Genomic DNA, 21,037 nt, shown 5'->3' with positions numbered 1-21,037 from the left:
TAAAAATACCCGGCTTCTGAAATGAAGTCGGGTATTTTTATAAATAATAAAAGAATGTTATGCTTCAGCAGGAGCTTCTGCGGCAGTTTCAGCCGGAGTTTCTTCTGCAGGAGCAGCTGCAGCTTCAGCTTCTGCCTTAGCAGCGGCTTCGGCAGCTTTCTTTTCAGCTACTTTCTTAGCGATTTCTTCGTTTACTTTCTTTTCTGCTTCCAGACGTTCTTTAGCAGCAGCTTTTTTAGCTTCTTCTTCTTTCTTTCTCAGTGCGTCTAAGCCAGCTTGTTTGTTTTCTTTCCAAGCATTGAAACGGGCTTCGGCTGTAGCTTCATCGAATGCGCCTTTTGCAACACCGCCTTGCAAGTGTTTCATCATGTAAACGCCTTCGCGCGACAGGATGTTACGTACGGTGTCTGTAGGCTGTGCACCTACTTTTACCCAATACAATGCACGGTCGAAATTCAAATCTACTGTGGCAGGATTGGTATTGGGGTTGTATGTACCAACTTTTTCAATAAATCTACCATCACGTGGTGCTCTTGAGTCTGCAATAACGATTGAATAGAACGCGTATCCTTTGCGTCCGTGTCTTTGCAATCTGATTTTTGTTGCCATTTAATTTGTTTTTATTTAATGATTAATGATTTGAATTATGCTAATATCCCGTATTAGCGGCTGCAAAGGTAATGCTTTTTCTTTGATTAGCAAAGAAGAAAAGAGAAAATGCAGGGCAAATGTATCTAAATTAGGCTAATGTTTTTTGAAATGATGATAGTAAATAGTGGATTTGCATTGAATTATTTGTCTGTATTTTAGCTAAAAATGGATAGATAGTTTCGTTTTTTGACCGTATAGTACATATATTGGACAGCTTGGTAATATTTGCGAACGACGTTATTTGTTTAGTCTTTATATAGTCAGTATCTTCACGTAGTTAATAATATTAAATTTTTAGGTTATGTCACAAGATAAAACGGTAATCCCGGGATTAGGAGAAGGTTTTTCATCAAATGAGAAAAAAAGTGAAAGTCGTCATAATATGTATTCCCGTTCGTCTACGTATGTGAATATAGATTATGATAAGCAAGGAACAATTGTTCCAGGAATGGAACGTCGTGCTCCGGGTGTGGATGAAGCAGTAGTAAACAGTAGTAGAAGAGCGGATCCTGTTGTGGGCTTTTTATATTCGATATCTCGTCAGGGTATAGGGGAATTTTGGCCTGTTTACGTAGGGAGAAATACTATTGGGCGTTCAGAAAAATGTGATATTTGTTTAAGGGAACATACAGTATCGGATCTGCATGCTGTATTGAATGTGAAGCAAATGAAAACCACTCATAAGGTTTTGGCCTCAATTAAAGACGAGGGTTCGAAGAATGGCATTTTTGTCAATGAAGAAGAGCTTGATTACAGTGCTCATGAATGTTTTAATAATGATATTTTGACAATAGGGTTAAATTATAGGCTGTTATTAATTTTAGTGGATGCTGAATCGTTAGGACTTTCCGTTTCAAAAGATTTTATCCCGACAGACGTTGCAGAAGAGGATGATTATGACGAGAGTTTTAAGCAGCAAGTGCTTCGTGGCGGACAGAATTTCAATCCTTATGACCACAATAAGCGTAGGCAGAATGATGGCACTGTGCCCTTGGATGGAGGTAATATGACTGAACCGGGTGGAACTCAGTTTATGTAATGTAAAGAAAATAGGATTATGTCTGTAATGATAATACAAGGTGCTGCTGAACGCTTGGCAAAAATTCATTATGAAATAGATACGGAAGAAAAACCGTTGGGCGTAGGCGGTATGGGACAAGTTTTCAAAGGAATACGTGTGGACGAAAAGACAGGCGTACGGATTCCTGTAGCTATTAAATTTTTGTTTGATGACCTTCCGGTAAATGTAATAGAACGTGCCAGAAGAGAAGCTTCTATTCAGATTCATAACGAGAATTTAGTAGAGATGTATGGGTTTATTCAAATCGATGAAGAAATTGCTCCCGGGAAGGTACACGAACGTTATCATGTTGTGAGTGAGTTGCTTCATGGAGTGATGCTATATGATTTGCTGAAAGGAAAAGTTACGGATAATGAAGGAAGCTTGATACCTTTTGCTGAAGAATTATATCGTATGTATCAGAATGAACGTCGTGAATTTGCTGTATTTATCATAAAAAATGTGTTATCTGGTATTATGGCATTGCATGACAAAGGGTATGTGCATCGGGATATTGATCCAAGTAATATCATGATTACTTCAGATAGGAAAGTGAAAATCATTGATTTTGGCATTGCTAAGCAAATGTCTACGTTGAATACGCAGGACCAACTTCTTACAACAGCAGGTATGTTTATGGGAAAAGCCGCTTATGCTGCGCCGGAATTGGTATTGGGGGATGTTTCTCATCAGAATGAGACAACGGACATTTATGCGATAGGTATTATGTTCTTTCAATTGGTGACGGGGAATTTGCCTTTCGAAGGGGCTACTCATGAAATTTTGGAGATGCAGCAGCATAAGAAGATGCCTTTGCAGCTAATAGAAGACAAAGCCTTACGGAAAATTATTGGAAAGGCTACAGAAAAAGAGCAAAGTAAACGATACCAGTCTGCGGCAGAATTTAGGGTGGCTGTAGAGCAGTTGAAAAGTTTGGAGAAAGAATCAACCTCGCATATTAAAATCGAAGAGTTTGTTAAAGGGCATCAGAAACAAATGGTAATTGTAGCTGCGGTAATGGCTGTGATTATTGTCGGTTGTATTGGAGTCATGATATCGGGTGATGACGGTAAATCAGAAGAAGATTTATTGGCTATTCAACAGCGTAGAGCAGAATTACAAGATGTTGTGATTGACGATACGAAAGCTTATTATGAGATAGATAGCTTGTCTGGATGTACCATAAAAACATCTGCATTAATAACTCAAGAAGCTTTGTCTTATTTACAGAGTCCAACGGAAGCGTTGAAAGGATTGGATTTGTTGGATAAAGTTATATCCAAGAAATATATCAGTTCTGCTGAAGCTGCTTATCTGAAAGGACGTTTGTACGCAGAAAGTCATGATTCGTTAAGTCTGTATTTGAAAATGCGGGAAAATCTGAAAGGTAAAATTTCGGTTGATAACCAAAAGTCGCATAAGCTGAACTTGCTTTCTGTGCAATTGGACAGTACTTCTTATAAGGCTCTGTATGAATTGGGATGTGATTATTATGCGGGTGAAACACGTATAGGAGTAGCTGACAGTAGAGACATATCTTTGGCGTTAAGTTATTTTGAAAAAGGATTGAAATATGCAGAGTCGGCAGGAGATGAAGAGTTTGTCAATAAATGTGCAAAGCGTATCGAAGAATTGTCCGGATTATAAAGGAGTTTGCGGATGAATGCGAAAAATGTTATTTATAGAGGGAATGAAGTCGACCTGAAAATCGGAGACGAATGGTTCGGTTATGATTTAGGAGCCTCTCCTTTGGGTGAAGGAGCAATGGGAACAGTTTATTTGGGCCAGTCGTTTTTAACCGGTCAGAAGGTTGCTATAAAGCGTGTACACGATAAATATGCCAATATTCCGAGTATTCGGAAACGGGCAAAATTGGAGGCTTCTTTGGAATTCCGTCATCCCAATTTGGTTGAAATGATTGGATATTGTGAAGAACAGCCGAATAGGGGTCCTATATTTATTGTAAGCCGTTTAGTGCATGGGGTTACTTTAGAACAATATGTAAAGGTCAGTTTGAATTCTTGTTCCAAAGAAATTCGTGTACAGAAAATTTGTGAGTTTATTTATCGAGTATTAGACGCGTTGGATTTTATCCATTCCAGAAATGTGATTCATATGGATATAAAGCCTTCTAATATTATGTTGGAGAATGGAAGCAATGTGCGTTTGATGGATTTAGGTATTGCTTTTGCGGGAGATGATATGGATATTACTTCGGCAGGTTTGGTCGGTACGCCCAAGTATGCCGCTCCGGAGCAAGTATTGGAAGCAGGGCAAAAAATGTTTCATGTAGACAAAACCGCTGATTTTTATGAGTTGGGGGTAACGTTATATGAATTGTTGACAGGTACGAATCCTTTCGATGCTCCGACAATGGAAGAGACTTTGGAATTGCAACGGACAAAGTTGTTGCCTGAGTCTCCGGAAATACCTAAAGCCTTAATGGATGTTTTGTTGCGTGCTACAGATAAGTATCCTCAGAATCGTTTTCAGTCAGCTTTGGATTTTAAGAAGGCAATTCAGCAATCTTTTATGGTTAAGGAAAAGAAAAACAACTGGCTTCTTCCTATTTGTATAGGTGGTATTGCCGGAGTAATTTTAATACTAATTCTTATGCTATTATTATGATTCAGATAAATACATCAATGCCTTTTGTCGGTTTTATAGATTCTCGGCAGGGCGGACGAAAAGAGAATCAGGATTCATGTGGTTATGTTGATACAGCATTGGGACTATTGATCGTTGTATGTGACGGGATGGGAGGAGGACCAGGTGGAAAACTGGCTTCTTCTTTAGCGGTGGAAGCTATTATTCAGTCAATTCAGGTATGCGACCCTTCTGTCTCACGGATAGAGGCTGTACAACAAGCTGTACAACAAGCCAACCGATTACTTTATATTAAAGTAAAAGAAAATCCGCATCTCAAGGGAATGGGTACTACGGCTGTGCTTTTGTTGATAAATGAATATTCGGCTGTGGTGGCTCATGTAGGTGACAGCCGATGTTATTTATTTCGGGGAGGAAGAAAGGTTTTCCGTTCTTTTGACCATTCGTTGGTTTTTGAAATGGTCAAGAATAAAACGTTGACCGAAGAACAAGCTCGTTTGTCTTCTCAGTCAAATGTCATTACTCGAGCATTAGGCATTCAGCCGGAAGTAGAGGCGGAAGTGGCAGAACTGGCTTATGAAAAGGGAGACCGTTTTATGTTGTGTACGGATGGTATATGGGGAGTATTTCCAGAGAAGATGATTGTTCAGATTGCTTCTCAAACGAAATCTCCTGCAGGTGCTGTAGAAAGTTTGGTTATAAAGGTGGATGAGCAGGGATTTGCGTCAGGAGGTACCCATGATAATTTGACTGTAACTTTAATAGAAACAACATCTAATTCAATAAAAAAAGAAAAAATGAGTACGAAAACGAGAAATATTCTGATAGGATTATCGGCTTTGTGCTGTATCAGTTTGGCAGGAAATGTTATTCAATTGATTCAAGTTCCACAAGAAAAAACGGTGGTAGATGAGAGTAAGGTGGATCAAGAATATATGGATTCTGTGCTTGATAGGAGGATGAAAGATGCTTTAGGCAAGATGGAAGCGGATTTTCGTGAAAAGCTGGATATTATTAATAAGAAAGTAGAAGAAAAGAATTTTGAGGAGTTGGAAAAATATGTAGATGAGTCTAAGCATAAAATGGAAATAATAGACCAGTTGGATAAGATTATCGCTCAGCTTGAGGAGTTGAAAAAAATGAAAGAAGGAACTGAGAAGAATAAGAAATTGTCACAAACAAAGGAAGAATTTGAAGTTTTGGCTCCGAGTCTGAAAGAATATGGAATAACTGAAAACGAAAAGGTAACAGGTGTTGTCAGTTGGCTGAGTAATTCGATAGCTCAAAAAGACACGGATAAATCTCAAGGGCATTATATTGCAATTATAAAAAAAATAGATGAATATAAAGACAAAATAAGGAAATCAGAATAACCGTAAAATGGAATGATATGAAAGTAATATCAATAGGAAGAGGCGAAGATTGCAACATAGTTTTGCCGGAAAATGTAATCAGCCGTCGGCATGCGATTTTGAAAATCCATGCAACGGGTAAAATGGAACTTATCGATATGGGACAAAACGGCACCTTTGTAAATGGAATTAAGTTGACTCCGAATATCCCTTATCCTGTGACACGTAAAGATGTCGTGTCTTTTGCGCATGTAAGGCAATTAGATTGGTCATTGGTTCCTAATACGATGCGAATTTATCGGTATATCGCATTGGGAGCTGTTTTGGCAGTTGCCATTGTCGTTGCGATTGTGTTCTTTTTTAAAGAAAAAGAGCCCGATATACCTCAATTGCCTGTAAATCCAGTTCATAAGGAGGCTGTAAATGATTCGGTTCGGCAAGAAAGTCCGAAAGAAGGAGAACGTGGGGAAGGAACGTTGGCGATACCTAAAAGTTTGGATGAGCCAAGCGGCGCTGACCTTTTGCCTAAACCCAAGAAAAAGCCTGCAGCGAAGGAGAAACCAGACACTGTAGCTAAAGAAAAAACACCAGAGAAGAATCCGATTATTATGTAACTATAAAAAATAAGCGATATGAGACTATTAAAAATAGGTAGGTCAGCTACCAATAATATTGTGTTGAATAGTGAAAGAGTAAGTACTTTGCATGCCGAATTGATTTTGTTGGATAGCGGAGAAATGTTGTTGGTAGACAAAAGCAGTACAAACGGTACATTTGTCAATAACAAACGAATTACTCCGGATGTGGAAGTCCCTGTAAAAAAAGGTGATTTAATTCGCTTTGCTGATGAAGAATTAAATTGGCATAAAGTTCCTCCTTGCGATGATGTCAGCAAATATAAAAGGGTGGTTAATATCGGTAAAAGTTTTCACAACGATCTTGTTATCGATAGTCAGTTTGTGAGCCGTTTTCATGCTTCGCTTGTGATTACTAAAGATAACAAAGCCTTCATTAAGGATTCTTCTTCAGTAAACGGAACAAAAGTGAACGGAGTAAAGATACAGCCGGGCAAGGAAGTACGTGTACGAAGAGGAGATGTTGTTATTTGTGGGGATCTTGATGTGACAGAACAGTTGAAACCGTTTATGCCGAATCCGATTGATATTTGGAAGAAAATAGCAATTGGTGTAGGGTCTGCAGCAGCTTTGGCTGGGATTATATATTTGGTAATGTTGTTTATTCATAAAGACATTGACATTAATGAGGTGCGTAAGGCGGTTGTTTATGTAGATGCACAGTATTCATTAAATATCAAATTTGAAGATTCTCCTATTCAGGATGATATATGGCTTAGTGTGATGGCATCAGCGGGGCGTCCGGATGTTAAAAGTGGAGAATTTCCATGGGAAATATATACTTATAGCGCTACGGCTTTTTTTGTAGATCGTGAAGGGCGTATGGCAACTAATCGTCATGTAGCTACACCGTGGGTGGAAGACGAAGGTAGTGATGAGGAGAAAAATGCTCGTACTGCTATGGCTGAATTCTTGGAAATGGAGATTCCCGTAGAGATTCCTTATAATGATGAGGTGGCGAATGCACTCATAAATAAATATGATGAATCGGGAAATCTATTTTGGAAGATGATAAAAATGCAAGCTGTAAAGAATGGTCGTTATAATATATTGACTATAAATACGTTAATTCGTCAGCTTAAGAATTGTAAAACTAGTTTTTCAGGTAAAATGAATTATATTTCTGTAGGATATCCGGGTAGAAACTACACTCATATAGATGAATATGAAAGATGTGATGTATTAATAGCTTCGGATACACAAGACAAAGATATAGCTTTGTTGCAATTGAATACGAAAAAGACTCCGGAGGATATTAAATTTGTATTTGATTTGAGTAAAGTGAAATCTGAAAAGCTGATACCGTTGAAGGATAAATTGGTGTGGATTGGTTATCCAAGAGGAAATGCTTGGAATTTGGATAGTCAGACTCATTCATTGGAGCCGGTAATTCGGGAAACAATGTGTAGCAGAATCCCTGGTAAATATTCGTTTGATTTTCAGGGAGAATCACAAGGAGGAGCCAGCGGTTCGCCAATATTTAATCCGAAAACAGGAGAATTAGTTGGTGTTTTATGGGGAAGAAGAGCTGCAGGTGCTACTTATGGTCGTGCATGCCAAGCCAAATATTTGCAGGAAATGTATAACGAGGAGGTCGGATTATGATTCGTAAATTGAGTGGTTGGTTATGGCTGGTATGTGGCTTGTGTTTTGCTTTGCAAGCTAAGTCGCAGACTGCCAAATGGATAATAAAGCCTTATTATGACTCTGTAGTCCGTTATGCGGAAGGCGTGTATAAGGTAAGTTCAGGCAATAAGGTCGGGGTTGTCAATGCTGAAGGAGAAGTTGTTGTATCTGTATCAGCCGATTCGATTACTGCTATGAGCGAAGGTTGTGCCTTGGTCTTGAATCGGACAGAGGATGGAGATTATCAACTGACAAATATCTTGTATCGGGACGGAAGTGTAACTTCGATTATGGGAGAATATTATGTAAAAGCTTATCCGTTCTTTTCAGAAGGCAGATTGCCAGTATATAATAAGCGGAAAAGATATGGATATATGGATACCAGTGGTAAATTGGTTGTTAATTGTAGTTATTCTTCGGCTTATCCTTTTTCAGAAGGTTGGGCTGCTGTTGGTAAAGGAAAAGGTATTCTCGGAATCGGAGTCGATTTAATAAAGACCGGTAAAGAAAAAATATCGTATATTGATAAGGACGGGAAAACCATGCCTTTACAAGCAGATTTGGAAGATATCACGATGGGGACTTCTTTTAAAAATGGAGAGGCATTGGTTGTAACCAAGGAAGGAAAATATTGTTTTATAAATACTTCCGGCAAGGTAATACGGACAGACAATAATGTTGCTTTGTCTTTTGACAAGAAACATGCTTTAGGGTCAGAAGATGATTTCGATGTGTTTGACGCTATGCCGGATATAACGTATGATGGTCCTTCTACTTTTGTAAAAGAAGGGTTGTATGGCTATAAATCGGGGGCGGCTATTATTTTGCCTTGCCAGTTTGACGAAGCGATGCCTTTTAGTAAAGGATATGCTATTGCTTCAAAGAACAAGAAGTTTGGTGTTTTGAAGTTGATACGTTCAGCCTTTAGTTGTCGGGCTTCAAAAGGAACATTGGCTGCATCGGGTTCGGATATGGAATCTGTTGATTATATAGTAACAGTTCCTGATGAATGGAGAAAAACGTCTCTTGAATTGTCTTGTATAGGGAAAGAAACACAGAAATGTGTCCGTCCGGGAGATTCTTCTTCAAGTCGTGTTTTTTCTTTTATGCGTGCTAAAGGCAGTTATACCTTGCAATTGGAAGGAGAAGATTTGATTGTATGGAATGATGCTATGGGGAATGCCTCATCGACAGTTTCTGCTTCTGGAGGTCAGGTGGACATTTCTATTTCCCCTTCTGTTGCAAAAGCAAATGTGAAAGACAATGCTTCGGTTAAGGTTACATTTACTAATAACACCTCTGAAGTAAAAACATTTAGTGTCAATATTTCGGGCAGTCGTTTAGCGCCGGTTTCTAAGGAACTGAAGCTGAGTCCCGGACAAAGCCAGACAATATATGCAACTTTTACAAAAGTGCTTAAAAAAGAGTATAGGGCTATCACTGTTTCTACTTCTTTAACTTCGAAGAAGACAAGTAAACGGATTCAGTTGTTACCTTTCTTTACAGAGTATTAAAAGACAGAACGATATGAAAACAAATAGAATTTATTTGAGCTTTATTTTAATTTGTTGTGTCACTTTGCTTCATGCATATCCTGTTGAGACGGTTGTCTTACAGGATGGTTCGGTGCTTGAAGGATATATGTCCGTTCAACGTCCGGGTAAGGATATTGTCTTTGTGGCACAAAAAGCGACTATTTACGTGCCTTCGGATAAAGTTGTTTCCATTGTTAGGCATGAAACAGAAGTGGATAAGCTCTCAGAGCAATGGAAAGAATGGGTGAAGGATAATCCTAATGCCGTAGAAACGCTTCAAGGGAAAAAATACTTGACCTTAAGTGATATAGTATTGGAAAAGACGGATGCAAACAAAGATTCGGTAGCCATGGAACATCCTCGGAAGATAGGAGCCAATGGAACTGTTTGGAATGTAACGCCACGTAAAGTCCGTATTGTGGAGAAAGGGGCTATAGTCAAATATCTTGATTTTGCTCCTAATACTTATTATTTAAGTTGGAAAGACATTCGTTCAATTAAGCGTCCAGTGCGTGGAAAAACAGAGTTGAGCGGTACTGTTGATAAAATAGAATTGCATTCGGATGAAATTCTTTCCGGGCAGATTATTGAACAGGTTCCTGGTAAATTTATCCGGTTATTAAAAGATGACGGAATGGTAGAAGTCATCAGTTCGGATAAAATTGTGACTCAAAAAAAAGTAAAATTGAATAAAACGCAACGTTTGATTGAGCAAGTTCCTTATATTGAAATTCTTTATGCCAAACCTGGAAAAGTAGTAAGGGGAGTGCTGATAGAACAGAATTATGGGACGAAGCAGACAGAAGGTTATGTCTTGTTCCAACAGGAGAATGACGAGATATTAAAATGTTATAGTGGTGATATTACAGAAATCCGCAAAGAAAAGAATGAAGCTTATGCTCCATTGGATGATATTATTGTCAGGCAGGATGAATTTTTTGTTAATCGACAAAAAGTTAATATGATGGATGTTGACGAACGGGATTCATTCTTGATGTTGGATGTAGAAGGAAAGCCTGTTGTCTTAAAACAGGATTCAATAGGCGGTAAGTTAATCTTAGAAACCTATGATGATATGTCTAATCGGGAGTGTATTCTTTTGAAGTTGGTGCAGATGAAAGTAAAAGGGAAAATGCGTTATGTTTTTACTTATGAAGATTTAGTTCAACGTAGTGTCCGTCCGTCTGGTGTTTCGGTAAGTGCCAATCACACATTAAAATTGGAATATCCTGTGTCAACAGGAGAGTATGTAATTTATAAACCGCAAGGAAAGAAAGTCATTTGGTGTAAAATTGAATGATATTGTTTTCCGTAATTGATGCAAGAGCCATACAGAATATTTTGAAGTGAAATTTCTGTATGGCTCTGTCGTTTTTTTACTTATTTATGCGAATCAGGAGTTATACTTTGCGTGTTTTAGAATTGTGCATTTCCACATCGCCGTAAGCATTCGATAAACTACAGTCATTAAATATCTATATAATGATAGCGACTGTTACTATTGGATTCATAGTGACAGTCGCTATAGTTTTGTTGAACCTGTATGTTGACGTTGTGGTTAGTTGGCGGATTCTACAGTTTGTTTGGTCAACAGGCTCTCCGGATGTTGCAGTTTCCATTTGTGCGGAAGAAGGTTAAGCAGTTCCTCATCAGCGGACTTCTTATGATACGGCATTTGGGCAATGATATCCTTCAGGTAATCCCTTGGGTTCACATCGTGTGCCTTGCAGGTGGCCAGCAGGGAACAGATTACAGACATGTTAACGGCAGCCTCGTGATTACCGCAGAAGAGATAGTTCTTGCGCCCCAAAGCAATTGGCCGGATGGCATTTTCCGCCAGGTTGTTGTCCAAAAGCAGGCGTCCGTCCTCCAGGCATCTCATCATGTTGTCCCATCGGGTATAGGCATACGAGACAGCTTTGCCGATTAGCGATTGGGGACTGTATTTGATGCCTTCCGTTTCCATCCACGTCTTCATGGCCTCCATGATTGGGCGTGTCAGTTCCCGGCGTTTCGCTTTGCGTCCGTCGAACGACAAGCCCGCCTTATCGCAGCAGTGCTCAATCCTGTACATGTACTGTATCTGGGCCAGCCCATATTCGGCTTCCTTTTTGTTTTCACCCAAGGCATGCTCAAAATCACGGCGGATATGCGCCATGCAATTGACCAGCCGCACGTCGGGGTTGGTCTTGAAGGCTGTCTCATAGCCTGCAAAACCGTCGCATTGAAGGTATCCTTTGAAGCGGTATTGGCTTGCCAGTGATTCGATGACTGATCCGGCCCGGGATCCCATGTCATAATGGAAGATGACCAGTTTTTCCATGACAGACCTGACCATCCAGAGGTATTCCTTTTCCGCCTTGTGCTTTCCTCTGTTGATGACCGGGATGGTGGTCTCGTCCGCCTGCACATAGTCGCAAGAGAAGACCTCTTTCTTAAGCGACTCATACAGGGGCTTCAGCAGTTCTACCGTCTTCTTGAACCATCCGTCCAGCGTGCTTTCCGTAAGGCCTTTCAGCCCGAGATGCCTGTATTGCCGTATCTGACGGTAGAACGGGACGTGGTATTCATACTTCTGAAGCAGTATCTCGGCAAGCAGGCTGGTATCAGCGATGCACTTGTCAACAGGCATCAGCGGCATGGGGGCAATCTCCACTCCTTTCTGTCCAGCCGGAGGAAGCATGGTGCTGTCCTTGAGTGCATATTTGGGACGGATGATTTCCTTGACGTAAAGCATGCCCGGCTTGTGTTTGACGACTTTTGTTATCTCTTCGCCTATTCTACGGTATAAAGACAGGTCAACACCTGTCGGTTCTATTGTCTCGGTCTCCAGTACGGGTAAGTCCTCTATCATTTTTCGGTTCTGACGATTCTGCTTCCGTACTTCCGCCGATTCCTTTTCAATCTTCCCAACGGCTTCGTCGCGCTTTTCTTCCGCCTGATGTTGGAGTCCGGCAAACTCGTCTGCAAAAAGATCGGGGATATTAGGGTCATATGCGCGAAGCTTCTCCGATTTACGCCCAAAGAGCTGACGGTTCAGCCATGCGACCTGAGCCGTCAGCTCCTTGATGCGCGCCTGCAGTTTTTCATTCTGCTCAGCCTGTTTTTTATTAGTGGCAGACAATGAAGCAATAGAGGCATTCAGCCCTTCTATCGTCTTGAGTAATATAGCTTTTTCATCCATTGCCTGTCTCTTTTTTACTGATGTAAAGATACTAATTATTAATGGATTATACAATAATACCAGCACTTTTTTCAATAAAAGACATGTCATACATGGTACTCCTTACGCTCTGCCCTGAGCCGCCGGAGCCTCTGCCCCGGGCTTTCCTGAATGCCCTCGACCATCATTACCAGGTCACGCCATTCCATGGGATAACTGTCTGATTCCGGGTCGTATTCCGGCAGTTTGAAGCGTCCGGCCTCCAGCCGTTTGACGTACATCACCATGCCGCCGTCTTCCGCATGAAGCAGCTTCATAAGCCTGCGGTTGGAGCCGATGAAGATGAAGACATCGCCGTTCTTCACCTCACTTTTCATCTTTTCATGCACCACCCCGCACAGCGAACTGATGCCCTTGCGCATGTCCGTCCTGCCGGGACACAGGAAGTAGCGCATCGTGTCGTTCAAGTTAAACATGGCCCTCCTGCAGACTTTGGTTCAACACTTCCATCAACAGCTTCTCTGAGCCGCTTCCAAAGTGGGCACGGAGCCCGTTGGGAAACAACAAGGACACGCCGTAAGGAGCCTGTTCATCCAAGGACAATTCTGCTGTTGGCCGTTTGATATTGATCGGAGCCAGCTCTTGTTTGATACTGTCTTTCTCGGCAGAGTATTTCTTTTGCCAATAGTGATAGGTGGAATAACTCACTCCTATCTGTCGTAGGTACGACTTCAATGACAGGCCGCTTTGTTGCACCTGCATTTCTAATTCTTCAAATCCAGTTCTGTTCATTGCTATTCGGTTTGATTGTTATGTGGGGCAAAATTACAATCAAACTATAGGGCATGCAATGTGTATTTCTTAGAATGCTTACACATCGCCTGCACGGACAACCTCTTAGAGGTTGTCGAGTATGCGAGGCAAGAAAGAGCCGTTCAATCTTTTCGAAGATGTCAGCAAATGCGGGGACTGGCGATGTAGAAATGCACAAATCTGTACTGCGCAAAGCATAAACGTAGTTATGTTTCACAGGAGTTAAAGACCAATAGTTTTGCTTCTGAAAGCGGTGCAAAAGGTATTGGCATCTAAGAAGCTGTTTTGAATTTCTCCAAAAAGTTTTTCTTGGCTTGATGTATCCTTTTTCGTGTGTGCTTTGGGCGATTTTTTGGTCCTTTTCGCTCCTGTTCTTCGTCAGATAGCCCGCTATCTTCCTCATCACAGAAGCGAAAATGCCTCAAAAACTCATCCCAAATCATCGCACGATAAATTCAAAACAGCTTCTAACTCCCAGCCCGCACTGGCGGGCGATAACTACCTATAACTCCCTTTTAACTCCTGATTGTCATTTATTTATTTCTCTCAACCATTTCTCCAGCTCACCGGTCCATTGGCGTTTGTAAGGGAAGCTGTCGCGGAATCCCCAGCCGTGTCCGCCGACGGGATAGGTGTGCAGGCTTGCCGAGACACCGTTTTTCACCAGTGCCGTATAATAGTTCACGCTGTTGGCTACGGGTACGGCACCGTCATCGCTGCTGTGCATGATGAATGCCTGGGGAGTTTCGGGTGTGACTTGCAGTTCGTTCGAATACTTTTGTTCGAGTTCTTTTGAAGGATTCTTTCCTAACAGGTTGTCGTGCGAACCCATGTGGGTGTAAGCAGGATCCATCGTAATGACCGGATAGAACAGAATCTGGAAGTCGGGACGTGTCTCTGCGTCTGTAAAATGGGTTGCGGCGGTGCTTGCCAGATGTCCGCCTGCCGAAGCGCCCATGATGCCCAGCTTTTGGATGTTCCATTCTTTTGCATGCTGGCGCATGATGCGGAGTGCCTGTTGGGCATCGCTCAGGGGGACTTCATTGTTTCCGTTAGGCATACGGTAGGTCAGTACGGCGTATGTAATGCCTTGGCTGTTGAACCAGTTTGCCATATCATGCCCTTCGTGGTTCATGGCGAGATGGCTGTATCCACCTCCCGGGCACATCACGATGGCAAGTCCGTTGCTTTCTTTAGCGGGATAGACTTCGATGGTCGGTTCTGCTACATAGAGCGGACCTTTTTCCACTTGGCTGGTCATGCCGTTGTCATTGGGCGCGCCGTTTTGCCATAACTTGATTTTGACAGGTTCCTGCGCCGCGAGCAGCGTAGAAACAAAGAGTAAACTCATTAATGCTAACTTTTTCATGGTGTTTTATTTTTTGTTAGGTACCAGGTGACCAAGGATGAGGTACTAGGCCTTAGATAGCATAAGTAAAACTATTCAAAACCTAGTCACCTCGTACCTCGTCAACTAGTCAACTTTATTTATTTTCATACTTGCTTTTACTAAATATATAATAAGGAGTGCGTATGCAATGAGCGATACCACTTGGCTCATCGGGTTTTCCAGCCACGCTTTGTTCACTAGATTAATGCCTCCGAAACGCATCGCGGCACTTATCACACCCATCAGTGCACCGCCGGCAATGAAGCCCGAAGCCAGCAAAGTGCCCTTTTCTCCACGTGCCGCATTGACCGCTTCGTCCTTGCTACGGGTGGTGACGTACCAGTTGATGGCACCGCCTACAATAAGCGGCAGGTTCAGTTCCAAGGGGATAAACATACCTAAGGCAAAGGCAAGTGCCGGGACTTTGAAATAAGTCAGCACCAATGCCAGTGCGGCACCGATGCCATAAAGCAGCCACGGAGCCGACACACCGTTCATCAGCGGGTCGATGACGGCAGCCATGGCATTGGCTTGCGGTGCGGCAAGTGCGCCCGAAGAGAAGCCGTAGGTCTTGTTCAGTATCATGATAACGCCGCCTACGGTAGCAGCCGATACCAGTGTGCCCAGGAATTTCCACGTCTGTTGCTTGGCGGGCGTGCTTCCCAGCCAATAGCCGATTTTCAGGTCGGTAATGAAGCCGCCTGCCATCGAGAGGGCGGTACATACCACGCCTCCCATAACCAATGCCGCAACCATGCCCGTAGCACCTTTCAGCCCTACGGCAACCATCACCACCGATGCCAGAATCAGCGTCATCAGTGTCATGCCCGATACGGGATTGGTACCCACGATGGCAATGGCATTGGCGGCTACCGTGGTGAACAGGAACGAGATGCCTGCCACAAGGATTATCGCTACAACGGTGTGCAGCAAATTGCCTTGCATCACATCGAAATAGAAGAACAGCGCCACAAGGATAATGGTGACAATCGACCCGATGGCGATGATTTTCATCGACAAGTCTTTCTGTGTGCGCACCACGCCGGCGTCTGCCTTCTTGCCTTTCATCTCTTTGGCGGCAAGCCCTACGGCACTCTTGATGATGCTCCACGAGCGCACGATGCCGATAATGCCCGCCATGGCGATGCCTCCGATGCCGATACTCTTGGCATATTCGGCGAAGATGGTTTCGGGCGACATCGAGCCTACGGTCTGCGTGATAGCCGGATTCCAGGCGTTCAATACCTGGTCGCCCCACAGCATTGCGATGCCCGGCACGATGATAATCCATACGGCAAGCGAGCCGGCGCAGATAATGGCGGCATATTTCAACCCTACGATATACCCCAGCCCCAAGACCGCTGCTCCGGTATTGATTTTAAGCACCAGCTTCGCCTTGTCGGCAATCGTTTCGCCCCAACCACACACGCGGGTAGTGAAGTTCTCGTTCCACCATCCGAAGGTAGCTACGATAAAGTCGTACAGACCGCCGATGAGTCCGGCAAAGAGCAACGGTTTCGCCTGGCTTCCTCCCTTTTCGCCCGAAATCAGCACCTGCGTGCTGGCGGTGGCTTCGGGAAAAGGATATTCGCCGTGCTTCTCGCTTACGAAATACTTGCGGAAAGGAATGAGAAACAGGATACCAAGGATACCTCCCAGCAAAGAGCTGATGAACATCTGGAAGAAGTCGACCGTCATTTCCGGATACTTGTCCTGAAGGATGTAAAGTGCCGGAAGGGTGAAGATGGCTCCGGCTACGATAACGCCCGAACATGCTCCGATGGACTGGATAATGACGTTTTCGCCCAGTGCGCTTTTACGCTTGGCGGCTCCAGACACTCCCACGGCAATGATGGCGATGGGGATGGCGGCTTCGAATACCTGTCCCACTTTCAACCCCAAGTATGCCGCTGCTGCCGAGAAGAGTATTGCCATGGCAATGCCCCACGTCACCGACCAGGCATTTACTTCGGGATAATTCTTGTCGGGCGACATCAGGGGGTGGTATTGTTCGCCCGGTTTCAGTGGACGGAACGCGTTTTCGGGCAGTCCCGTCGGTTTTTCATCTGTTTCTTTCATCTTTGTGCTATTATTTTTAGTTTCAATTTATCTTTTCGTGTCAGACAAAGCCTTATGTACCGTTCCCGGTGTAATGTAAACTGTCAGCTATTAATTATTAATTGTTAATTATTAATTATAACCTATCTTGCTATGTACTTCTCCATCCCTTCGGTGTAGTAGATGTCCGTCTTTCCGTCGTCCTTGCTATAGATAAAGTATGCGTCCAGCTCGGGATGGGCATGGCAGACGGCTTTGGCAGAATCCAGTCCCAATACCATGAAGGCGGTGGCGTAAGCATCTGCCTTGGCACAGTTGTCGGCGATGACCGTAGCCGAGAGGATGTTGTGCTGTATCGGGTAGCCTGTACGCGGGTCAATGGTATGGGCGTATTTCTTGCCGTCCTTGTAATAGAAGTTGCGGTAGTTGCCCGAAGTGGCAAGCCCTACGCCGCTCACCTGCAATACGGTCTGCAGCTCCTGGTTCACTGCCAGCGAATCGTCTATGGGCTTGTTGATGCCGATGCGCCAGGGTTTCATCTGCGCGTTTTCGCCTTTCATCACCAGTTCTCCCCCGATGTCTACCATATAGTTGCGTATCCCTTTCCGGTCCAGCAGGCGTGCCACACAGTCTACACCGAAGCCTTTGGCAATGGCACTGCAGTCCAGCATCGTGCGCGGGTCGCTCTTGACAATCCTTCCGTTTTCCAGCTTCACCTTATCGTATCCGACGAATTGGCGCAAGCTGTCGATGGTAGCCGAATCTACTTGCGACGCATTCTTGAACCCGAATCCCCAGGCATTCACCAGCGGAGCAACGGTAATGTCGAACGCGCCGTGTGTCTCTTCCGATACCTGCCGGGCAAGGCGGTACACGTAGTCGAACAGGGAGTCGGTCTGCATATCCGTATTGTCGTTGATGCGCGTAATGACCGATGCCTTGTTGAAAGGCGAAAGCGAACGGTCTACCCGTTGCAGCTCGGCTTCTATCTCGGCTTTCAGGTTCTCTTTCGACTGGTAGGTGATTTTATACATCGTGCCGAACACCAGCCCCTGGTCGGTCTGGTAAGGTGCCTGCTTGCGCAATATCCATACGGTGCCCACGACGAGCAGCAGCAGGAAAGGGATTTGCCATTTCAGTCCGTTTTTTTTCTTCATATCGTTGTGATTAGTTTATGAATGTGTCAGCTTAAAACGCAGATTTACGCAGATTTCGCAGATTATTTTTAATCTTGGTTAAATCTGCGCGAATCTGCGAAAATCTGCGTTTCCTTATATCGTTTAATTTTGTATACATTATCATTCTCCATTTTCTAACCGAGCAAGTGTTCGCAAAGTATCTTTACGCCGATACCTATCAATACCAGCCCGCCGAACAATTCCATCCGCAAGTTGAAGCGTTTCCCGAAAAAGATGCCGATAAGGCTTCCTGCCAGCGAGAGGATGAACGAGGCAAGCCCGATGGCAACGAGCGGAAGAAGCAGGCTCTGTAGCTCCCTGAATCCGGTGAAGGCAAACGAGATGCCCACCGCCAGTGCATCGATGCTGGTAGCGATGGCAAGGGTGATGATGACCTTCAGGCGGGTAGGGTCGAAGCTGTGTTCTTCGCTGTCCTTGAAATGCTCGCGTATCATGCGGATGCCTAAAAAAGCGAGCAGCCCGAAGGCTACCCAATGGTCGTAAGCCTCGATGAGGTGGCTGAAATGGCTTGCCCCAAGCCAGCCCAGCAAAGGCATCAAAGCCTGGAAGAAGCCGAAAAAGAACGCCATCGTCAGAAACGTATTCCACCGGATGCGCCGTAATATGATGCCGCTGGTGACGGACACCGTGAAGCAATCGATGGCGAGGCTCACGGCAAGCAAAAGAATTGCGAATATACCCATTTGTGTCAGTTCGTTATTAGTTGGTTTATATACGGTTTCACCACAGAGGACACAGAGGCGCACAGAGGAAATAAATTAATACTCTGTGAGACTCTGTGTCCTCTGTGGTGAAATCATCTGTCATATTAAAACGGAAGATTATAAATCAAGTTATACGTCAGGTTGAAGCTGCTGCTGGCGTTCTTGCCAAAGCCGGGCACGTACCAGGGGACCGAGTTCTCGTGATTGTCGATGCTCATGCGCATCTTGTAGCGCACCGCCCATCCCATGTGGAAACCTTTGTAAATCCTTACCTTGATGCCTACCACACCTTCCAGCCAGCTTGCCTTGCTTTTCATGCCCGAATACGAAAAAGGCACCGTAGTCCCTCCATAATTGGGGTCAGTCATGTCTGGTCCGCTCACGTCGTAGGTGAACGAACTCATGCCGTAACGCAGGCCCACATACAGATAACCGGGCAGGTAAGGCTTCAGGTAGAACACGTTATAGTCCATGCCTATCCGGAAATAAGGCGCCGATGTCTTGTAGTGCATGTCGGTGGCATCGTTGACGGCATCGGTTTTCCCGTAGCCTATTTCGAGGGTAGGCAAAAAACGGTTCTTCAGGTTGCTTTGCAATAAAATTTCGCTGCTCATGATGTCTCCTCCCAGCAGGTAGCCGCCTATGCCGGCTATTTCCACGCCGATAGAGCTTCCCTGATAGAACGGGGAAGCCTTGTAGTCGGCCTTTAGCTGCTCCTTGTCTTTCTTTTGTGCCCATGCCGGGGCGGGGAACAGAAAGAGAAGGCTACTGCTCAACACCAGAAACAGTGAAATAGATGCGGATATTTTCTTTCTCATTGTTGTCGATATTCGGGTTAGTGATGGTGATAGAGTCGAGCCTGTGGTGGGTGTGCGCCGTGCCGGTGATTTCGTAGAACATCATGCTTCCGCAATCCAGGTTGGTGAAATACGGGATGTTCCGGTGGTCAATCCGGATGGTGTCGCTCGCCACGTAGCCGAAGTCCAGCGCGTGATAGATAAACACAAAACGGGTGTAGGCATCGTAGCTCAAAGGAAGGCTGAAGCTGCTTGCCCCCGCTTCCTGATTAATAAGCGTGTCGGATACAAGCGTATCAGAAGAAGTGGTCTGCCCCACGATGGTGATGGTGTCCGATGTGCTGAGCGTCCGTCCGTTTTGGTCTACCAGCGAAAAATGCAGGTACGACAAGGCGTTGGGCGGGCAGTTTTCCACTTCACAGCTTGGAACCAACAGTCCTGCTAACGCCAATATGCAGAATATGACCGGTAGTCTTTTCATCGTTACAGTTCTTTTTCGATTTGATACTTGTTTCGTTCGGGAGCGTTGCGGGCTATCAGTTCGCCGATGAATCCGGCAAGGAACAATTGTGTGCCGATAACCATCGTGGTCAGCGCCAGGTAGAAGTACGGGCTTTCGGTCACCAGCCGGTACGGATTTCCGCAATACATGTCGTGCAGTTTGTTGAATCCGATAACAGCCACCGATATGAATCCCAACAAAAACATAATAGAACCCAGAAAGCCGAAGATGTGCATCGGCTTCACCCCGAAAGTGGAAAGAAACCATAACGTAAGCAGGTCGAGGTAACCGTTTACGAAGCGGTTCAGCCCGAATTTGGTCTTTCCGTACTTGCGTGCCTGATGATGCACCACCTTTTCGCCTATTTTCTTGAATCCGGCATTTTTTGCCAGATACGGGATATACCGGTGCATTTCGCCATACACTTCGATGTTCTTCACCACTTCGCGCCGGTATGCCTTCAGCCCGCAGTTGAAATCGTGCAGGTTGTGTATGCCCGACACCGCCCGTGCCGTTGCATTGAAAAGCTTGGTGGGTATGGTTTTCGAGAGCGGGTCATAGCGTTTCTGTTTCCAGCCCGAAACCAGGTCATACCCGTCCTCCGTAATCATCCGATACAGTTCCGGAATTTCGTCGGGACTGTCTTGCAGGTCGGCATCCATGGTAATGACCACATCGCCTTCTGCCCGCTCGAACCCACAGTACAGGGCGGGCGATTTCCCGTAATTACGGCGGAACTTGATGCCTTTCACCTCCGGATTGCTTTTGCCCAGTTCCTCGATGATGTCCCACGAGCGGTCGGTGCTTCCGTCATTGACGAAGATGATTTCGTACGAGAAGCGGTTGGCGTCCATCACCCGTTTTATCCATGCATGCAGTTCGGGCAACGACTCGGCTTCATTATATAAAGGGATTACTACTGATATGTCCATACCTTATATTTAT

General features: G+C 44.3%; 20 protein-coding genes. 8 read left to right on the top strand and 12 right to left on the bottom strand.

The genetic code is table 11. The features are described 5' to 3' along the window. Positions 1 to 57: 57 nt before the first annotated feature. On the bottom strand, positions 58 to 609 hold the full coding sequence (locus BACSA_RS06790; protein ID WP_013617361.1) for a 30S ribosomal protein S16: 552 nt from the start codon (positions 607 to 609) through the stop codon (positions 58 to 60). Positions 610 to 952: 343 nt separating this feature from the next. On the opposite strand from BACSA_RS06790, the gene BACSA_RS06785 reads away from it, so the two are divergent. The 8 genes from BACSA_RS06785 to BACSA_RS06750 are packed head-to-tail and all read left to right on the top strand — an operon-like array spanning position 953 to position 10,766. Continuing rightward, positions 953 to 1,690, top strand: a complete 738-nt coding sequence (locus BACSA_RS06785; RefSeq protein ID WP_013617360.1) for an FHA domain-containing protein — start codon at positions 953 to 955, stop codon at positions 1,688 to 1,690. An 18-nt stretch (positions 1,691 to 1,708) separates the two neighbouring features. Continuing rightward, entirely contained in the window at positions 1,709 to 3,358 is a 1,650-nt protein-coding gene (locus tag BACSA_RS06780; RefSeq protein WP_013617359.1) for a serine/threonine protein kinase, read from the top strand. A gap of 12 nt (positions 3,359 to 3,370) precedes the next feature. After that, positions 3,371 to 4,339 (top strand): serine/threonine-protein kinase, encoded by a 969-nt coding sequence (locus BACSA_RS06775; protein WP_013617358.1) that lies wholly within the window; start codon positions 3,371 to 3,373, stop codon positions 4,337 to 4,339. Further along, positions 4,336 to 5,691 (top strand): PP2C family protein-serine/threonine phosphatase, encoded by a 1,356-nt coding sequence (locus tag BACSA_RS18890; RefSeq protein ID WP_013617357.1) that lies wholly within the window; start codon positions 4,336 to 4,338, stop codon positions 5,689 to 5,691. The genes BACSA_RS06775 and BACSA_RS18890 overlap by 4 nt, the downstream gene beginning before the upstream one ends. Positions 5,692 to 5,708: 17 nt before the next feature. Continuing rightward, a complete protein-coding gene (locus BACSA_RS06765; protein WP_013617356.1) occupies positions 5,709 to 6,284 on the top strand; it encodes an FHA domain-containing protein in 576 nt (191 codons plus the stop codon). A gap of 18 nt (positions 6,285 to 6,302) precedes the next feature. Further along, complete coding sequence (locus BACSA_RS06760) at positions 6,303 to 7,910, top strand: FHA domain-containing protein (protein WP_013617355.1); 1,608 nt, start codon at positions 6,303 to 6,305, stop codon at positions 7,908 to 7,910. Continuing rightward, complete coding sequence (locus tag BACSA_RS06755) at positions 7,907 to 9,445, top strand: WG repeat-containing protein (protein ID WP_013617354.1); 1,539 nt, start codon at positions 7,907 to 7,909, stop codon at positions 9,443 to 9,445. The genes BACSA_RS06760 and BACSA_RS06755 overlap by 4 nt, the downstream gene beginning before the upstream one ends. A gap of 13 nt (positions 9,446 to 9,458) precedes the next feature. After that, positions 9,459 to 10,766: a hypothetical protein gene (locus BACSA_RS06750; RefSeq protein ID WP_013617353.1), complete on the top strand. Its 1,308-nt coding sequence runs from the start codon at positions 9,459 to 9,461 to the stop codon at positions 10,764 to 10,766. Between the two features lie 258 nt (positions 10,767 to 11,024). Here the strand turns inward: BACSA_RS06750 and tnpC are convergent, their stop codons facing one another. From tnpC to BACSA_RS06700, 11 genes are all read right to left on the bottom strand, one after another. Further along, positions 11,025 to 12,650, bottom strand: a complete 1,626-nt coding sequence (gene tnpC / locus BACSA_RS06745) for an IS66 family transposase (protein WP_013616132.1) — start codon at positions 12,648 to 12,650, stop codon at positions 11,025 to 11,027. A gap of 86 nt (positions 12,651 to 12,736) precedes the next feature. Continuing rightward, entirely contained in the window at positions 12,737 to 13,105 is a 369-nt protein-coding gene (gene tnpB / locus BACSA_RS06740; RefSeq protein WP_013616133.1) for an IS66 family insertion sequence element accessory protein TnpB, read from the bottom strand. Beyond that, on the bottom strand, positions 13,098 to 13,421 hold the full coding sequence (gene tnpA, locus BACSA_RS06735) for an IS66 family insertion sequence element accessory protein TnpA (protein ID WP_013616134.1): 324 nt from the start codon (positions 13,419 to 13,421) through the stop codon (positions 13,098 to 13,100). The genes tnpB and tnpA overlap by 8 nt, the downstream gene beginning before the upstream one ends. A 293-nt stretch (positions 13,422 to 13,714) precedes the next feature. After that, positions 13,715 to 13,885: a hypothetical protein gene (locus BACSA_RS20125; RefSeq protein ID WP_158098033.1), complete on the bottom strand. Its 171-nt coding sequence runs from the start codon at positions 13,883 to 13,885 to the stop codon at positions 13,715 to 13,717. Positions 13,886 to 13,971: 86 nt separating this feature from the next. Beyond that, positions 13,972 to 14,811, bottom strand: a complete 840-nt coding sequence (locus BACSA_RS06730) for an alpha/beta hydrolase (protein WP_041583921.1) — start codon at positions 14,809 to 14,811, stop codon at positions 13,972 to 13,974. Positions 14,812 to 14,916: 105 nt separating this feature from the next. Further along, positions 14,917 to 16,911, bottom strand: a complete 1,995-nt coding sequence (locus BACSA_RS06725; RefSeq protein WP_013617351.1) for an OPT family oligopeptide transporter — start codon at positions 16,909 to 16,911, stop codon at positions 14,917 to 14,919. A gap of 122 nt (positions 16,912 to 17,033) precedes the next feature. Further along, on the bottom strand, positions 17,034 to 18,047 hold the full coding sequence (locus BACSA_RS06720; RefSeq protein ID WP_013617350.1) for an FAD:protein FMN transferase: 1,014 nt from the start codon (positions 18,045 to 18,047) through the stop codon (positions 17,034 to 17,036). 155 nt (positions 18,048 to 18,202) lie between these two features. Beyond that, positions 18,203 to 18,772: a manganese efflux pump MntP gene (locus BACSA_RS06715; protein WP_013617349.1), complete on the bottom strand. Its 570-nt coding sequence runs from the start codon at positions 18,770 to 18,772 to the stop codon at positions 18,203 to 18,205. 125 nt (positions 18,773 to 18,897) lie between these two features. Next, the gene (locus BACSA_RS06710) at positions 18,898 to 19,611 is read right to left on the bottom strand and encodes a DUF6048 family protein (protein WP_013617348.1); all 714 of its coding nucleotides are present in this window, start codon (positions 19,609 to 19,611) and stop codon (positions 18,898 to 18,900) included. Next, on the bottom strand, positions 19,559 to 20,071 hold the full coding sequence (locus BACSA_RS06705) for a DUF6452 family protein (protein ID WP_013617347.1): 513 nt from the start codon (positions 20,069 to 20,071) through the stop codon (positions 19,559 to 19,561). Before BACSA_RS06705 ends, BACSA_RS06710 begins: the two co-directional genes overlap by 53 nt. 2 nt (positions 20,072 to 20,073) lie before the next feature. After that, positions 20,074 to 21,024, bottom strand: a complete 951-nt coding sequence (locus tag BACSA_RS06700) for a glycosyltransferase family 2 protein (protein WP_013617346.1) — start codon at positions 21,022 to 21,024, stop codon at positions 20,074 to 20,076. Positions 21,025 to 21,037 lie beyond the last annotated feature (13 nt).

The organism is Phocaeicola salanitronis DSM 18170, from assembly GCF_000190575.1.
GTDB lineage: Bacteria > Bacteroidota > Bacteroidia > Bacteroidales > Bacteroidaceae > Phocaeicola > Phocaeicola salanitronis.
The sequence above is the reverse complement of the archived record's forward strand: the minus strand, read 5'-3'. Positions and strand labels throughout refer to the sequence as shown.

Coding starts and splice junctions, on each gene's coding strand:
- BACSA_RS06790 (WP_013617361.1), bottom strand. CDS start 609: ATGGCAACAAAAATCAGATTGCAAAGACACGGACGCAAAGGATACGCG.
- BACSA_RS06785 (WP_013617360.1), top strand. CDS start 953: ATGTCACAAGATAAAACGGTAATCCCGGGATTAGGAGAAGGTTTTTCA.
- BACSA_RS06780 (WP_013617359.1), top strand. CDS start 1,709: ATGTCTGTAATGATAATACAAGGTGCTGCTGAACGCTTGGCAAAAATT.
- BACSA_RS06775 (WP_013617358.1), top strand. CDS start 3,371: ATGAATGCGAAAAATGTTATTTATAGAGGGAATGAAGTCGACCTGAAA.
- BACSA_RS18890 (WP_013617357.1), top strand. CDS start 4,336: ATGATTCAGATAAATACATCAATGCCTTTTGTCGGTTTTATAGATTCT.
- BACSA_RS06765 (WP_013617356.1), top strand. CDS start 5,709: ATGAAAGTAATATCAATAGGAAGAGGCGAAGATTGCAACATAGTTTTG.
- BACSA_RS06760 (WP_013617355.1), top strand. CDS start 6,303: ATGAGACTATTAAAAATAGGTAGGTCAGCTACCAATAATATTGTGTTG.
- BACSA_RS06755 (WP_013617354.1), top strand. CDS start 7,907: ATGATTCGTAAATTGAGTGGTTGGTTATGGCTGGTATGTGGCTTGTGT.
- BACSA_RS06750 (WP_013617353.1), top strand. CDS start 9,459: ATGAAAACAAATAGAATTTATTTGAGCTTTATTTTAATTTGTTGTGTC.
- tnpC (WP_013616132.1), bottom strand. CDS start 12,650: ATGGATGAAAAAGCTATATTACTCAAGACGATAGAAGGGCTGAATGCC.
- tnpB (WP_013616133.1), bottom strand. CDS start 13,105: ATGTTTAACTTGAACGACACGATGCGCTACTTCCTGTGTCCCGGCAGG.
- tnpA (WP_013616134.1), bottom strand. CDS start 13,421: ATGAACAGAACTGGATTTGAAGAATTAGAAATGCAGGTGCAACAAAGC.
- BACSA_RS20125 (WP_158098033.1), bottom strand. CDS start 13,885: ATGATTTGGGATGAGTTTTTGAGGCATTTTCGCTTCTGTGATGAGGAA.
- BACSA_RS06730 (WP_041583921.1), bottom strand. CDS start 14,811: ATGAAAAAGTTAGCATTAATGAGTTTACTCTTTGTTTCTACGCTGCTC.
- BACSA_RS06725 (WP_013617351.1), bottom strand. CDS start 16,911: ATGAAAGAAACAGATGAAAAACCGACGGGACTGCCCGAAAACGCGTTC.
- BACSA_RS06720 (WP_013617350.1), bottom strand. CDS start 18,047: ATGAAGAAAAAAAACGGACTGAAATGGCAAATCCCTTTCCTGCTGCTG.
- BACSA_RS06715 (WP_013617349.1), bottom strand. CDS start 18,772: ATGGGTATATTCGCAATTCTTTTGCTTGCCGTGAGCCTCGCCATCGAT.
- BACSA_RS06710 (WP_013617348.1), bottom strand. CDS start 19,611: ATGAGAAAGAAAATATCCGCATCTATTTCACTGTTTCTGGTGTTGAGC.
- BACSA_RS06705 (WP_013617347.1), bottom strand. CDS start 20,071: ATGAAAAGACTACCGGTCATATTCTGCATATTGGCGTTAGCAGGACTG.
- BACSA_RS06700 (WP_013617346.1), bottom strand. CDS start 21,024: ATGGACATATCAGTAGTAATCCCTTTATATAATGAAGCCGAGTCGTTG.